General features: G+C 32.9%; 16 protein-coding genes and 2 riboswitches. Of the genes, 7 read left to right on the forward strand and 9 right to left on the reverse strand.

The features are described 5' to 3' along the window. Positions 1-294 precede the first annotated feature (294 nt). The 4 genes from AN960_RS15425 to AN960_RS15440 all read right to left on the reverse strand — a co-directional run bounded on the left by AN960_RS15425 (position 295) and on the right by AN960_RS15440 (position 3,529). A complete protein-coding gene (locus AN960_RS15425) occupies positions 295-1,134 on the reverse strand; it encodes an ABC transporter permease (RefSeq protein ID WP_082459532.1) in 840 nt (279 codons plus the stop codon). Beyond that, positions 1,094-1,858, reverse strand: a complete 765-nt coding sequence (locus AN960_RS15430; protein ID WP_056473285.1) for an ABC transporter ATP-binding protein — start codon at positions 1,856-1,858, stop codon at positions 1,094-1,096. Before AN960_RS15430 ends, AN960_RS15425 begins: the two co-directional genes overlap by 41 nt. 12 nt (positions 1,859-1,870) lie before the next feature. Further along, positions 1,871-2,863, reverse strand: a complete 993-nt coding sequence (locus tag AN960_RS15435; RefSeq protein WP_390309961.1) for an ABC transporter substrate-binding protein — start codon at positions 2,861-2,863, stop codon at positions 1,871-1,873. Between the two features lie 177 nt (positions 2,864-3,040). Beyond that, a complete protein-coding gene (locus tag AN960_RS15440; RefSeq protein WP_056473288.1) occupies positions 3,041-3,529 on the reverse strand; it encodes an RrF2 family transcriptional regulator in 489 nt (162 codons plus the stop codon). Positions 3,530-3,767: 238 nt separating this feature from the next. On the opposite strand from AN960_RS15440, the gene AN960_RS15445 reads away from it, so the two are divergent. Further along, entirely contained in the window at positions 3,768-4,211 is a 444-nt protein-coding gene (locus AN960_RS15445; RefSeq protein WP_056473290.1) for a carboxymuconolactone decarboxylase family protein, read from the forward strand. 65 nt (positions 4,212-4,276) lie between these two features. Here AN960_RS15445 and AN960_RS15450 read toward each other — a convergent pair whose 3' ends face one another. Both AN960_RS15450 and pckA read right to left on the reverse strand, forming a co-directional pair. Beyond that, on the reverse strand, positions 4,277-4,807 hold the full coding sequence (locus AN960_RS15450) for a hypothetical protein (protein WP_056473292.1): 531 nt from the start codon (positions 4,805-4,807) through the stop codon (positions 4,277-4,279). 205 nt (positions 4,808-5,012) lie between these two features. Then, positions 5,013-6,599, reverse strand: coding sequence for a phosphoenolpyruvate carboxykinase (ATP) (gene pckA / locus AN960_RS15455; RefSeq protein ID WP_056473293.1), 1,587 nt, complete (start codon positions 6,597-6,599; stop codon positions 5,013-5,015). Between the two features lie 312 nt (positions 6,600-6,911). Beyond that, positions 6,912-7,026, forward strand: a riboswitch (SAM riboswitch). Positions 7,027-7,234: 208 nt separating this feature from the next. On the opposite strand from pckA, the gene metK reads away from it, so the two are divergent. After that, positions 7,235-8,431, forward strand: coding sequence for a methionine adenosyltransferase (metK, locus tag AN960_RS15460; RefSeq protein ID WP_056473295.1), 1,197 nt, complete (start codon positions 7,235-7,237; stop codon positions 8,429-8,431). A gap of 147 nt (positions 8,432-8,578) precedes the next feature. Further along, a complete protein-coding gene (locus tag AN960_RS15465; protein ID WP_056473296.1) occupies positions 8,579-9,559 on the forward strand; it encodes an NAD(P)-dependent alcohol dehydrogenase in 981 nt (326 codons plus the stop codon). Between the two features lie 157 nt (positions 9,560-9,716). Here AN960_RS15465 and AN960_RS24530 read toward each other — a convergent pair whose 3' ends face one another. Both AN960_RS24530 and AN960_RS15470 read right to left on the reverse strand, forming a co-directional pair. Then, the gene (locus AN960_RS24530; RefSeq protein WP_156339698.1) at positions 9,717-9,881 is read right to left on the reverse strand and encodes a hypothetical protein; all 165 of its coding nucleotides are present in this window, start codon (positions 9,879-9,881) and stop codon (positions 9,717-9,719) included. A gap of 102 nt (positions 9,882-9,983) precedes the next feature. Further along, positions 9,984-10,958 carry a hypothetical protein gene (locus tag AN960_RS15470; RefSeq protein WP_056473297.1) on the reverse strand — a complete coding sequence of 325 codons (975 nt, stop codon included), beginning with the start codon at positions 10,956-10,958 and terminating at the stop codon, positions 9,984-9,986. Positions 10,959-11,106: 148 nt separating this feature from the next. On the opposite strand from AN960_RS15470, the gene AN960_RS15475 reads away from it, so the two are divergent. Further along, positions 11,107-11,562 (forward strand): MarR family winged helix-turn-helix transcriptional regulator, encoded by a 456-nt coding sequence (locus tag AN960_RS15475; protein WP_056473298.1) that lies wholly within the window; start codon positions 11,107-11,109, stop codon positions 11,560-11,562. Positions 11,563-11,660: 98 nt separating this feature from the next. Next, positions 11,661-11,760, forward strand: a riboswitch (purine riboswitch). A gap of 55 nt (positions 11,761-11,815) precedes the next feature. After that, positions 11,816-13,141: an amidohydrolase family protein gene (locus tag AN960_RS15480; protein ID WP_172795425.1), complete on the forward strand. Its 1,326-nt coding sequence runs from the start codon at positions 11,816-11,818 to the stop codon at positions 13,139-13,141. Between the two features lie 51 nt (positions 13,142-13,192). Here AN960_RS15480 and AN960_RS15485 read toward each other — a convergent pair whose 3' ends face one another. Further along, a complete protein-coding gene (locus AN960_RS15485; RefSeq protein WP_286131726.1) occupies positions 13,193-13,702 on the reverse strand; it encodes a DinB family protein in 510 nt (169 codons plus the stop codon). A 144-nt stretch (positions 13,703-13,846) separates the two neighbouring features. On the opposite strand from AN960_RS15485, the gene fosM reads away from it, so the two are divergent. Together fosM and AN960_RS15495 are read left to right on the forward strand one after the other, a co-directional pair. Continuing rightward, complete coding sequence (fosM, locus tag AN960_RS15490; RefSeq protein WP_056473301.1) at positions 13,847-14,269, forward strand: FosM family fosfomycin resistance protein; 423 nt, start codon at positions 13,847-13,849, stop codon at positions 14,267-14,269. 200 nt (positions 14,270-14,469) lie between these two features. Further along, a complete protein-coding gene (locus tag AN960_RS15495; protein WP_056473302.1) occupies positions 14,470-15,165 on the forward strand; it encodes a pirin family protein in 696 nt (231 codons plus the stop codon). Positions 15,166-15,200: the final 35 nt, after the last annotated feature.

Below are 15,200 nucleotides of genomic sequence, written 5' to 3' on the forward strand. Positions count from 1 at the left end.
AAAGGATATTAAATTAGCTTTTTAACGTAACCTTTTTTTGATGAATAAGTTGATTGGAATGGAGGGTGGCTCGACTCCTATGGGATATGCGGGAAGGCTGAGACCCCGCAGGCTCACCGAGGAGGCTCAGGTCTCGCCCTATCAATCACCCCGTAGTGGAAATCATCATCACTCTACTCTTTTACGAAAATTTGGTAATTAATTGAAAAGATTATTTTTGAACGGCGTGAAAAAAGCTCACTAAGTTAAGTGAGCTTTTTTACGTTCCTATACTTTCTCTCATATTACCTCAAATTATTTCTTTATTGTTTTTCTCTCAATAAATTCAACAATAATATACATCAAACCAGCACATACACTTATGATAAATACACTCATTAGAACAAGAGTGAAATTAAATACTTGGAAACCATAAACGATTAAATAGCCAAGTCCGCTTTTTGAAACTAAGAACTCTCCGACAATCACTCCTACCCAAGCTAATCCGACATTTACTTTTAATGTGGAAATGACGGTAGGTATACTAGCAGGAAAGATCACATTTTTAAAGATTTGAGTTTTAGTAGCTCCAAAACTTTTAATGACTTTTACATAATTTTCATCTACCTGTAAGAAGGCTTGATAGATAACCAGCGCTGTTATGACAAAACTTATTATGATTCCCATCGCAATAATGGACGAATATGAAGGACCAAAAATTACAATGATGATTGGACCAAGAGCGACTTTTGGCATGGCATTAAAGACTACTAAGAATGGATCAAGGACTTTCGAGGCAAATGGATACCACCAAAGAATGATGGCCAGAATGACCCCGATAATTGTTCCTAAAATAAATCCTACGAGAGTTTCAGTGATTGTAGTCATAGCATCATGATAAATAGAGCCATCTACCAATTTTGCGCTGAGTAAATCGTAAATTTTAGTAGGTGAACTAAACAATAAAGGATCAATTATTCTTCGATGACTTAAAAGCTCCCAAGCTATAAAAAAGACAATAATAATTAATAGTTGGAAGAAAAATATGAGTAGCTTTTTACGGCGATTTTTTTTGACGATACTGGCGTGATAGGATTTTAGTTCGTCATTTACTTTAGCCACGTTTCTCCAACTCCTTCCAAATCGCAGAAACATAAGAAGAAAAGAGTGATTGGTGTCGTGTTTCAAAAGGGGAGCGAATACGTAATTCTTCTGGTAAATTGAAAATTTTTGATATTTTAGTAGGAGCATTTGTTAGCGTAATAACCCGATCACACATGGCTACTGCTTCTTCAATATCGTGTGTTACTAAGATAGCAGTAGTATTTAACTTCTTAAATAAGTTGAAAACTAACTCTTCAAGCTTTACTTTATTTTGATAATCTAGAGCGGAAAATGGTTCATCTAATAATACAATTGATGGACTTGTAGAAAGAGTTCTTACTAATGCAACACGTTGTCTCATCCCACCGGATAGTTCTCTTGGGTATGCATTTTCATAATCCTTTAATCCAACTTCATTTAACAATTCTAGCGTTCGATTTTTATTTTCTTCGGTATCCTTATCTAGAATCTGAAGACCTAGAAAGATATTTTCTTTAATTGTTTTCCAAGGGAATAAATAGTCATGCTGAAGCATATAACCAATTTCTCCCGATTTTATATCATAAGGCTTACCTTTAAACTTTACTGAACCGTCATATGGGGTAAGCAATGAAGAAATGATCGATAAAAGTGTGCTTTTTCCGCAGCCACTTGGACCTAATACAGATACAAATTCACCTTTTTCAACTTCAAACGTTAAGCCATCCAATATTTTAATTGCCTTTTCCTTCGATAAAAATACATGAGAAATATCATTAACTGTTAGATAACTCATTTTGTTAACCTACTACTTCTCCGTAGATTTTTCGGCAAATTTTGTATCTACTAAAACTGAGTGTGGAACTTCTTTTGGTAATACACCAGAGTTCTTCATAATCTTTTGAAGATTATTCCACTCATCTTTTTCTAATATTGGATTTGTTGAATAAGAATTTTGAGACTTATAGCGATCTATAACTTTTATTGAAATGTCTAAAGGAGTATCTTTAAAGAATGGTGCTACACTTTTTGCAATCTCTTCTGCAGAGTGAGTATCAACCCATTGTTCAGCTTCATATATTGCATCTGTAAATTGTTGAGCTGTTTTCGCATTTTTCTTCAAATAACTTTCTTTTGCTATAAAAGCAGTGTAAGGTACTTTTCCAGATTCCAAGCCGAATGAAGCAACGATTTTACCTCTTCCTTCTTTTTCCATAATACTTGCGGTAGGTTCAAATAATTGAACATATTCTCCAGTACCTGAAGCATATGCATTCGCGATATTTGCGAAGTCAATATTCTGAATAAGGTTCAAATCTTTATGTGGATCGATCCCATGTTTACTTAGGACATATTCGCCAACCATTTGTGGCATTCCACCTTTTCTTTGACCTAAAAATGTTTTGCCTCTTAGTTGATCCCAATTAAATGGTACCGTTTGATTTCTAGCTACTAGAAATGTGCCATCAGTTTGAGTCAATTGGGCAAAGCTTTTCACTGGGTCATTTGCACCTTGAGCGTATACATATATTGTTGTTTCAGGCCCAACTAATCCTATATCTGCACCGTTTGACAATACAGCAGTCATAGTTTTATCTCCACCAGCAGTAGTTGTGATCTCAACATCCAATCCATGCTTTTTGAAGATTCCTTCACTAATAGCCACATATTGAGGTGCATAGAATAATGAGTGTGTCACTTCTGCAACTCTCACCTTTGTAGTACCATCTTTAGGTTTATCTTTCGAACATGCACCTAAAATAGAAGCAACTAATAAAAACAAAATAACGAGCCATTTGATTTTCATTTAATCCCTCCTAATCGAAAATATACAATTAGCCTATGCAATAGGAGAAAATGGGTGAATGCGGAGTACTGACTCTACTAAAATAGCGCGGTTACTTATGTGTAAGTCTTTAGGTGGTTGAACAAAGAAAAACCTCTCTTACTTCCTTTTTTAGGAAATTAGAGAGGTTTTTTATTTACTCTTTGAAAAAAAATTTCGAGTATCTTCCCGTATTTCGTTAGGTAAAACACTTTCTAATTCTTTGTTTAACCATGAAAGTGTTTTATTACGTAAATAATCATGCATTTTTTCTTCGGCAGAGAGCATGACTAAATTAATCGTGCAGGTGGCACTTGGAGTACAACCTTTTTCTCTATAAAGATATCCGTTATCTTTAATATTTTTACATTGAAAGATTGGTTTAGGACCTTCAATTGCTTCAATTACATCCCAAAAAGAAATTTCTTCTGGTGACTTGGCAAGTTTGAAGCCACCCTTAACTCCGGGAACGGAACTTACAATACCAGCTTTAGACAGCTTACTAAAAATCTTTGAAAGATATGTATCTGAAACACCTTGAAAGAAGGATAGTTCCTTTATTCCAATTGGAGAATCTTCAGGAGTGTCAATTAAATAAACAAGGCAATGAAGTGCATACTCAACTCCAACGCTATATTGCATGAAAACACCTTCTTCATAAATGAGATTATTTTTAATTAATCTTAGAAATGTTTTATTTCTTTGTCAAACATTTACTTTTAAGAACAATTCAAACGTAAAAGGTGTTTGACATAATGAAATAAACGTTTTAATATAGATAATATAAATCGTAGATTAACTTTGTCGCTAATTTAAGTGTTTCCAAAAACTACATTTAGTTCAATTATTTTTAGAATTAACTTTTTTAGGGGGAATTAAAATGGAAAAACAAATTAATTATTCAAAATTAGCACCAGAAGCACTTAATATAATGATGGAAATGGAAAAGTATATTAAAACAACGGGTATAGATCATAAACTTCGTGAACTGATTAAAATTCGTGCTTCACAAATAAATGGTTGTGCATTTTGCCTTGACATGCATTCCTCTGAAGCGAGGGAAATAGGAGAAACTGAACAACGTTTATACTGTGTTAGTGCATGGAGAGATTGTGATTTTTACACAGATGCTGAAAAAGCAGCTTTGGAGTTAACTGAGCATATTACACTAATTTCGAATAAAGGTATATCTGCTGATCTATATAATCGTGTAAGTAAACACTTTAGCGAAAAAGAATACGTAAATCTTGTATTCACAATCAATCAAATTAACAGTTGGAATCGTATCTCTATTTCAATGGGGAATAGACCAGTTGAAAAATAATATCCTAATAAAACTTAAAAAATAAAAATGAGCCGAAGATTGGCTCATTTTTTATATGTAACTTTTCAATTCTTATTAAAATTTTTTACTTTTATAACAATGCTTTTTATTAATTTATTTTCATTAGAAAAAATTTTTATAGTGTAAAGATCATGATGATTTTTAATATAATTTTTTTGATCTATTGTTATATTTGAAGTAGCAATAGAACTAGAGAGATTAAAAACGGCTCTTCCATTATTGATTTTGTATCTTTGATTATGATTGATTTCTTCAATATTGACTCCAAATATTGTTTGGACTTTTTTAGGTAGTAGGATTTCTATTTGAGCATTTTCTATATCGTTTTTATAACGTTCTGGTACTGATAAGACCAAATAATATTCAACTCCATAAAGTAATTGATTATCCACAGAATCTTTGATCTCATAATATCTTTTGGATAATGATTCAATTTTTGGCTCAATTTCTTTAGAAGATAGTGAAACATGCTTATCTAAATTTTTAGACGAGGTACCAGTATTAAATAAAAACAAGGAAGTTAATAAAATTGCAGTAAATGAAAAAATCAGAGTTAATATCTTTATGGATCTCATTTTAATCCTCCATTTAATTCGATAAATAAATAGTGATTATTATCCATGTTCAGTTTATTTAATGTTACTTTAATCTTATTCTTTAAATGTTAATAATTTCCTTTTAATGAGTGAGGTTGTTTTTTAATACTGAAAATAAAAAGAGGCTACCAATAAGTCATAAATCCCGACTTATTGGACAGCCTTTACATTTTACTTTATTAGATTATTTTAAAGGTCCACCAAGTTCAGCTAATTGAGCATCAAAGCCTTCAAACTTTTTGAAGTTTTCTTTGAATTTAGTTACTAATTCAAGAGCTTTTTGATCATAAGCTGATTTATCTTCCCAAGTTGTTGAAGGGACTAATACGCTATCAGGTACACCAGGTACATGAGTTGGAATTGCTAAACCGAAAAACTCATCTTGAGTAGTTTCAATGTTGTTTAAATCACCTTCAAGTGCAGCGTGAACCATTGCTCTTGTGTAAGATAGATTCATACGTTTACCAACACCGTATTCTCCACCAGTCCAACCAGTGTTTACTAAGAATACATTTACATTATGCTTTTCAATTTTTTCACCAAGCATTTTTGCATATTCTACAGCTGGAAGCGGTAAGAATGGTGATCCGAAACATGTTGAGAATGTTACTTGTGGAGAAGTAACACCACGCTCAGTACCTGCTAATTTACTAGTAAATCCACTTAAGAAGTGGTACATAGCTTGCTCTTTTGTTAATTTACTGATTGGAGGTAATACTCCAAATGCATCAGCAGTTAAAAAGATAATTGCATGTGGATGTCCAGCAACGCTTGGCTCAATGATATTTTGAATTGCTTGCATTGGGTATGCAGCACGAGTATTTTCTGTTAAAGTTGTATCATCATAGTCAGCTAAACGGCTATCAGGTTTAACAACTACATTTTCTAAAACTGTACCAAATTTAATTGCAGAGAAAATTTGTGGCTCTTTTTCAAATGTTAAATTGATACATTTAGCGTAGCAACCGCCTTCAATATTGAATACACCATTATCTGACCAGCCGTGCTCGTCATCACCGATTAGTTTACGGTCTGCATCTGCAGATAATGTAGTTTTACCAGTTCCTGAAAGTCCAAAGAATAATGCTACATCGCCTTCGCTACCAACGTTAGCAGAACAGTGCATTGGTAAAACATTATTTTGTGGTAATAGGAAATTCATGATTGAGAAAATAGATTTTTTCATTTCTCCAGCATATTCCGTACCACCAATTAAGATTATTTTCTTTTCAAATGATACAATAACAAATGCCTCTGAATTTGTTCCATCAACTACAGGGTCTGCTTTAAATGTCGGAGCAGAAACAATTGTAAACTCTGCTTCATGTGTTGTAAGTTCTTGCTCAGTTGGGCGAATAAATAATTGATGAGCAAATAAGTTGTGCCATGCAAATTCGTTAATTACTTGGATAGGTAAACGATACTCAGTATCTGCACCAGCAAATCCTTTAAATAAGAATAATTCGTTACGATCTTTTAAGTAGTTAAGTACTTTGCTATATAATTTTTCGAATACGTCAGCAGAGATTGGTTGATTTACTGAACCCCAATCGATTAAATTTTCAACAGATGCCTCTTGAACAATAAATTTATCTTTAGGTGAACGTCCAGTATATTTGCCTGTTGAAACGCTAACTGCTCCCGTTGACGTTAAAATTCCTTCTTGTCTTGTTAGGACTTTTTCAACTAACTCAGAAACGCTTAGTTGGTTATACATTTGATTACTAGTAAGTAATTCGTTTAATTCAAAGTTTACATCAACTGTCTTCATATACTAATACCATCCTTTAAATATAATTTGTCTGCCATGTAGGTATCTCGATAAATAGTATAACACATTTATTTTAATAGTGTATACTATTAGTTGGCAAAATGTGTTATGAATTTGATTAAAAAATAAATTTGAGCAAAATTTACTTATTAAATGAAGTAAGTTATTTAAATGTAAGTATAATAATTAGTAATTTCCCATTAAATAGAAATGAATGTAGGGATAAAGTTATTGTAGAATTATGTCTAAGTTATGATGAAAATTGTTGACAAGAAAGTGAAATTTTAATATGATACTTTTCATACGGATACTCTCTTATCCCGAGTAGGTGGAGGGATACAGGCCCTACGAAGCCCAGCAACCTCACTTTTAGTGAAAGGTGCTGAACCTGATGCAAGACTATTTTTTATGTCTTGGACGATAAGAGCGAAAGGCAAATACCAAGAACCCTTTCCTCAGGTAATATTTGATAAGAGGAAGGCTTTTTTTTTGCTCAAAACTTAAATACAGTGGCAATTTCGTAATTTACACTGAGTTATCTTTATCTTAAATGGGAAACATAGGAATAGGAACAAACTTTTTATTCTTATGTTGAGAAAAAAGAGATCCGTCAATTCAATTTAGGAGGGGACTCAATGTCACAACGTCGTTTATTTACTTCAGAATCAGTTACAGAAGGACATCCAGATAAAATCTGTGACCAAATCTCAGATTCAATTCTTGATGCAATTTTAGCAAATGATCCGAATGCTCGTGTAGCAGCGGAAACTTCAGTTACAACAGGTTTAGTACTTGTTGCAGGTGAAATTACAACTTCTACTTATGTAGATATCCCAAAAATCGTTCGCGAAACAATCCGTGAAATCGGTTATGACCGTGCAAAATACGGATTTGATGCAGATACATGTGCAGTTTTAACTTCTATTGATGAGCAATCAGCAGATATCGCTTTAGGTGTAGACCAAGCATTAGAAGCTCGTGAAGGTAGCATGACAGATGAAGAAATTGAAGCAATCGGTGCAGGAGACCAAGGTTTAATGTTCGGTTTTGCTGTTAATGAAACACCTGAATTAATGCCACTTCCAATTTCATTATCTCACAAAATTGCACGCCGTTTAACTGAAGTTAGAAAAAATGAAACAGTTTCTTACTTACGTCCAGACGGTAAAACTCAAGTAACAGTTGAGTATGATGAAAACAACAAACCAGTTCGTATTGATGCAATCGTTGTATCAACACAACATGGTCCAGAAGCTACTCAAGCTCAAATTGAAAATGATATTAAAGAACTTGTAATCAAACCAGTTGTACCAGCTGAGTTAATTGATGAAAACACAAAATTCTTTATCAACCCAACAGGTCGTTTCGTAATCGGTGGACCTCAAGGTGATGCAGGTTTAACAGGTCGTAAAATTATTGTTGATACTTACGGTGGATATGCTCGTCACGGTGGTGGCGCATTCTCTGGTAAAGATGCAACTAAAGTTGACCGTTCTGCTGCTTACGCTGCACGTTACGTTGCGAAAAACATCGTAGCTGCTGGCTTAGCTGATAAAGCTGAAGTTCAATTAGCATATGCAATTGGTGTAGCTAAACCAGTTTCAATCGCTATTGATACTTTTGGTACAGGTAAAGTTTCAGAAGAAAAATTAGTTGAAGTAATTCGCAACAACTTCGACCTACGTCCAGCTGGAATTATTAAAATGCTTGACCTACGTCGTCCAATTTACAAACAAACTGCTGCTTATGGTCACTTTGGCCGTACAGATATCGATCTTCCTTGGGAGCGTACTGACAAAGCAGAAGTTTTAAAAACTGAAGCAGGTCTATAATAAAATGATTAAGGCTGAATATGGCATATGCTATATTCAGTCTTTTTTGTTTAATTAGAATTACGAATTACATTACATATAGGTATACTTAAAAATCATTTTTCATAGGTTTAAATGACTGAATTAAAGTTTGTAATGGAGGAACCTATGAAAGCGATTATATGTACAAAATATGGTCCACCAGAAGTTCTTCAAATAACAGAAGTTGAAAAACCAAAATTAAAAAATGAAGAAGTATTAATTAAAATACATGCATCAACTGTAACAGTAGGTGATGTAAAACTTCGAAGCTCCGATTTTCCATATATGTACTGGCTGCCTTCCCGCCTAATGTTTGGCCTTACCAAGCCGAAAAATAAAATAACAGGTTGTGAGCTTGCGGGAGAAATAGTAACAGTTGGCAAAAACGTAAGAAATTTTAAAACAGGTGATCAAGTTTTTGGGTATAGTGGATTTACTTTTGGGGCTAATGCTGAATATATCTCTTTACATGAAGAAGGTGTTCTAGCTAAAAAACCAATAAATATGACATTTGAGCAAGCTGCAGCAGTACCTGTTGGGGCGATTACAGCATTACATTTTCTAAGGAAAAGTATTATTCAAAATGGACAAAAAGTACTTATTTATGGTGCTTCAGGAAGTGTTGGAACCTATGCAATTCAGCTAGCTAAATATTTTGGTACAGAAGTTACTGCTTTATGTAGTACATCAAATTTAGAATTGGTGAGATCTTTAGGAGCAAATGAAGTTATAGATTATACAAATGAAGATTTTGCTAAGAGTAAGAAAACTTACGACATTATCTTTGATACGGTAGGGAAGAGCTCCTTTTCAAATTGTAAAAGATTGCTTAACAAAGATGGCGTCTATTTATTAAGTGCAGTATGGAAGCTTTCGGTTTATTTTCAAGCGATTTGGAGTAATTTATTTGATAACAAAAAGGCAATACTTGGTTTAGCAAATATGAACAATGAAGATTTAAACTATATAAAAGCACTGATTGAAGCGGATAAGTTAAAAGCTGTTATTGATCGACAATACCCACTTGATCAAATTGTGGAAGCCCATCGTTATGTTGAAAAAGGGCATAAGAAGGGGAATGTCGTTATTAACATTCGAGGGATATGAGACTGTTGACAAACTCTAGCTTTCTTCGTTAAAATCGCCTGCTTGTACCATGTTCACTACAATTTTAGGTAACACTTACGCTTCGAAAGACAAGTACAACTTTTTAACTTTATCTACACAAAGAAATCCCTCAAAATGACCTTTTGAGGGATTTCTTTTATAAGTTTTCATTTTGCTGTCTAATTTCTTCTCCAGCTAATATTATATTAGTCGTTTCAATTTTACGGTGCTCATCCACAGAATGCCCTGGATCGAGATTATTAAGGTCTGCTTGTATTTTCATTTGCTCTTCATTTATGAGTGGTTTATCTTTTTTGCTCAATTATATTACCTCCAATATAAATAGTAGAAAGTCGATGAAACTCATCGTTGTTTTAGTCTTAACGAATTGACTAACTTCATTCAAATTTATAGAAGTAATGATTTACACGCTTAATTCATTTATTAATTTTTGAAAGGTTAGATAAGCAGGCTTAATAGTATAATCATCCTTCATAATTCCAAATTGATGAAATAGGTCGTCTTTGGAACTATCAGCATCCCTTAAACCAAAAAATTCATAATGAGAAATATTTAGTTCCTGACGCAATGAATAGACTGTTCGAATAATTTTCTCGAGTACGATTGATTGTTGTTCATATGACCTTTCAATTTGGATAAACGGATTTTTCCCGGTTGGCCATCCATTCTCTGTAATGTGAATTGGAAGAGTGGAAGGGAAACCATTACTATTCAATGTTTCTCTAAATTTTCGTAGAATGTTTTCTACTGAAACAGCAACTTCCTCAATTTTTAATGGTTCCTCAAATACATCCACATAAAAATTATGACCTACATAATCAATTGAATGAATTAATTCGTCCCCACCAATTTTTATTAGATTTTCCCAAAAATGTGGAATTGTCTCTTCTCCCTCAGGTACAGAGCCAAATCCAATTTTAATAGGTAAATTTCTTTTTTCAATTTCTTTTTTTGCAGTTAGAACACCTTGTACAAGCGCTTCTAATACATATGGTTTAGATCCATCCATAAACGATAAATTAGGCTCATTCGTGATTTGAATTGAATCAAGGAAGATGCCAAATTCTTTAATTACTTTACGAACAAAATTCAACCAATAATCCAGTGACAGGCTTGGATCCATAAGGCAGCCAATTGTTAAATCACCTAATAAACCTGCGTTTTTATATCGATTTAGAGCATTAAATACTTTTTCTTCTGTTCCTGGTCCCATATAGACAGCATACATTCTTGGTAAAAGCTGATTAGAATTACCCTTTAGCTCTTTAAGAGCAGAGGATATTTTTTCATAATTATCTTCGGGACCTGTAGCTAATCCTATAGGTGTACCAGCTACGCTAAGTGGATAGATACCAAAAGTTAATCCAGTTGAATTCATCTGTATCACTCCTTCAGTTTACTAGTAAATAAATATTTACTTGTTAAATTGGTTTTATTTATATAAATATGATATTATCGAATAAATAATAAACTTTTATTTACTATATGTCAATTTTGAAATTTTTTCTAGAAAGGTTTTTAATAAAATGAATTCAAATCCAAATCAAATTGCAGAGAAGTTTATCCAACTACTTCCTCTAGTTTTTAATAAGTTTAACAAGCCGAGCTCTAAAAATTCTTTAAAGAATAAGCAGTCCGAGTTAACGCATTTACAAAGTCATATACTAGAAGAATTGTTTCAAACAGTAGATGGAATCTCAATTACAGAGCTAGCTCAAAATATAAGTATTTCAAAACAGCAAATGACTCCATTAATTATGAAATTAGAAGAAAAAGAATATGTATCTAAAATTCAGGATCTGAATGATAAACGAAGTGTAAAAATTATACTTACTGAAAAAGGAAAAAACGTTGTCACAAAACGATGGGAAGATTTTTATCATATTTTTTGCGAGCGGATTGGTCAACTTCACGAGGAGGACTTGCTTGATTTAGATTATTCAATGCACAAGATCATAAAAATACTTGGCAAATTAGAGTAGAGAGTATATAAAAGTGGAGGAATCTGGATGATGACTTCTCGCGTTTGCTAAATTATGGAAATACTTGAACAAAACTTACTAATCATATATTATATTTTAATATAACAACATACAAAACTTGTATAACCTCGTTGATATGGTATGAGGGTCTCTACCAGGAACCGTAAAATCCTGATTACGAAAAAGAATGTAATTTTATTTACATCCTTCTTCGTAATCAGGATTTTTTTTATTTTCAAATAATTTAAAAAGGATTAGGGAGGAAATAATAATGAAAACAGTCTATATAAATGCAACAATTTTTACAATGGATCAGGAGAATCAAATTTTTGATAATGGGATGATGATTGTACAAAATCAATTCATTACTTATGTCGGGAATCATTCTGAAGAATTAATGAAGGATGCGGATCAAGTAGTTAATCTTCAAGGGAAATGGGTAATGCCAGGACTTGTAAATACACATTCTCATATTCTTATGACGCTTTTACGTGGGATTGGAGATGATATGCTACTAAAGCCTTGGTTAGAAACTAAAATATGGCCAATCGAAAGACAATATACAACGGAAATTGCTTCGGTAAGTGCACAGCTTGGTATTTTAGAAATGGTTAAGTCGGGAACTACTACATTCTCAGATATGTTTAACCCTAATGGAATCGATCCAAATATTGTTATGGAGACAATTGGTGAAACTGGAATTAGAGGAGCATTTTCATATTCAATATTTAGCTTTGGAACAGAAGAAGAGCAAAGATTGAATCTTAAAGGTGCTGAGCAATTTTCAAAAGACTACAAAAGGTTTGCTGAAGGCCGTCTAACAACGATGGTTGCACCTCATAGTCCATACGCTTGTACACCAGAAGCTCTAATCGAAAGTGCACGTATTGCAAAAGAAAATGATCTAATGATGCACATTCATGTATCTGAAACAGATTTTGAAATTCAAGATATTGAAACTCGTTATTCGAACCGACCTGTAGAACATCTTCGCAAATTAGGTGTATTTAATCAGCCGACAGTAATGGCTCACGGTGTAGTTCTAAATGATGAAGAAAGAGCGATCCTAAAGGAATATGATGTACGAGTTGCCCATAATCCAATTAGTAATTTGAAGTTAGGTTCTGGGGTTGCTGATGTGGTTAGTTTATTAGACGCCGGAATAAAAGTAGGTATAGCAACGGATAGTACAGCATCTAATAACAATCTTGACATGTTTGAAGAAGTGAGGATAGCTGCTCTTCTACAAAAAGGAATGTATAAGGATGCTACGAAATTCTCAGCACAAACTGCATTAACAATGGCTACTCGAGGTGGTGCAGAAGCTATAGGAATGGGGCATACTGGCTCACTTGAAGCCAATAAGAGGGCAGACTTTATTACAATTTATCCATTTGATAAAGAGCATTTACAACCATTAAGTAATGCATATTCACACTTACTTTACGCTGCACGTGGTAGCGATGTATGTGATGTTTTCATTGATGGGAAAGCAATCGTAAAAGACCGTATTTGTTTAACAATTGATGAAGAAAAAGTAATCGCAGAAGTAAATCGATTACAGGGTAGATTTGCTTAAAAGTAAGTTTACAAAGAAGAGCAGGAAAAGGATTTTCCTGCTCTTTTTAATTTAAAAATATCGTTCATTGATGATTTTTAAGTGATGTAACTCATGTCCTGCAATAATATAAGCAATAGCACGAGGTGTCGTTGGGTGATTTAGAACATTACCTTCATTTTCTAAGGTTTCATTAGATAAATTTTCAAGCATAGATAAAGTCGCTTGACGAACAGTTTGAAATTCATAAATAATTTGCTCTAGCTTAAGCCGGTTAAAATTTGCATTATCATTATAGGCATTCTCATCAAACGCTGGCAATGGGTTATGGTCTCCTCTTGCAATTGCCAATAGACGATAGCACATTATCCTCTCAGTATCGACTAAATGTCCAAGAACTTCCTTAATACTCCATTTCCCTTCCGCATATCGATATTCGGATTTTTCTTTAGAGATTCCTTTAAAAAAACTGATTGATTCATCTAACTGCTTCCTCAAAATAGTTTGTAAGTCCCCTTCAGGAACTAATCCAATATAACCTTTAAAGTGTGGGTTATATTCGTTTAAATTTGGTCTAGACATCATTATTAATCACCTCAAAGTTTTAAGATTAAAGATCAACAAAGCATAGTACAATAAGGAAATTATATATTATGGTAAAATTATGTAAATAGAAGTTTGAAAAATAAAAATATTAATAATTAGCTATGAAACGAGGGAGTAAAAATGGAGATTAAAGGAATCAATCATTTGTTGTTTTCAGTATCTAATCTTGATCTAGCAATCAACTTCTATAGAAACGTATTTGATGCAACTCTCTTAGTAAAAGGCAGAACAACAGCCTATTTTGACTTGAATGGAATATGGCTTGCATTAAATGAAGAGAAAGCTATTCCTAGAAATGAAATTCATCACTCATATACCCATATGGCTTTTACGATCGATGAAGACCACTTTGAAAAAATGTATGATAAATTAGTTCAACTTAATGTGAATATATTAAATGGTCGTGAAAGAGATAAACGAGATAAAAATTCAATTTATTTTACTGATCCAGATGGACATAAATTCGAATTTCATACTGGTACCCTGCGAGATCGAATTGAATATTATAAGCAAACTAAACCACATATGGATTTTTATATTTAGTTGTTGGATAGAAAGTTTAGATAAACTTTCTACAAAAAATATCTTGAATTAAGGATATTTTTTGATACAATATAGTTAAGAGCTCGGTAAAATGAAATAGAAAGTACCGTATTAAACAGATGGATTAATAAGATATCTAGATGGGTTATTCTAAAATAAATATCTCGAATTAAAGATAAAAATTAAAGGAGCGATAAACTATGTTCGAAAAAATCAATAATAAACAATTAGGTCACGCTGATCACGGTTGGTTAAAAACAATTCATCATTTTTCATTTGCAAATTATTATGATCCAAGTAATATGAACTTTGGTGTATTAAGAGTATTAAATGATGATTTAATTAAAGCACATAGAGGATTTGGTACTCATCCACATAGTGATATGGAAATCATAACATATGTCATTAATGGAAATTTAACACACGCTGATAGTATGGGGAATAAACATGAAATAGGACGTGGTGATATACAGTACATGAGTGCAGGTACTGGTGTGTATCACAGTGAACATAATATGGGCAGGGATTTATTAAGATTAATTCAATTATGGATTATTCCTGACAAAGCAGGCCATACTCCAAATTACGGTGACTTAATATCAGATTGGGAAGAGAGAGAAGGAAAATGGTATCATATGGTATCTCCTATTGAAGGGAATGCCCCAATTAAAATTCACCAAGATGCTAATATTTACTCGCTTACATTAAATGAAAATGAAGAAATTACTTTTGAAATGAAACAGGATCGACAAGCGTATTTAGTCTTATTAGAAGGAAATGCCATTGTGAATGGAGAACTATTGGAAGCTAGTGATGCTGCAAAAATAATTGAAGAAGATATTAAAATAAAATCAAAAGATTTTTCACATTATTTAGTAGTAGAAATGAAAAAATAATAGATGAAAGAATTTATCTATTGGAGGGGGAATAG

Origin of the sequence: Bacillus sp. FJAT-25509, assembly GCF_001420605.1 — a bacterium.
Taxonomy (GTDB): domain Bacteria; phylum Bacillota; class Bacilli; order Bacillales; family Bacillaceae_G; genus Gottfriedia.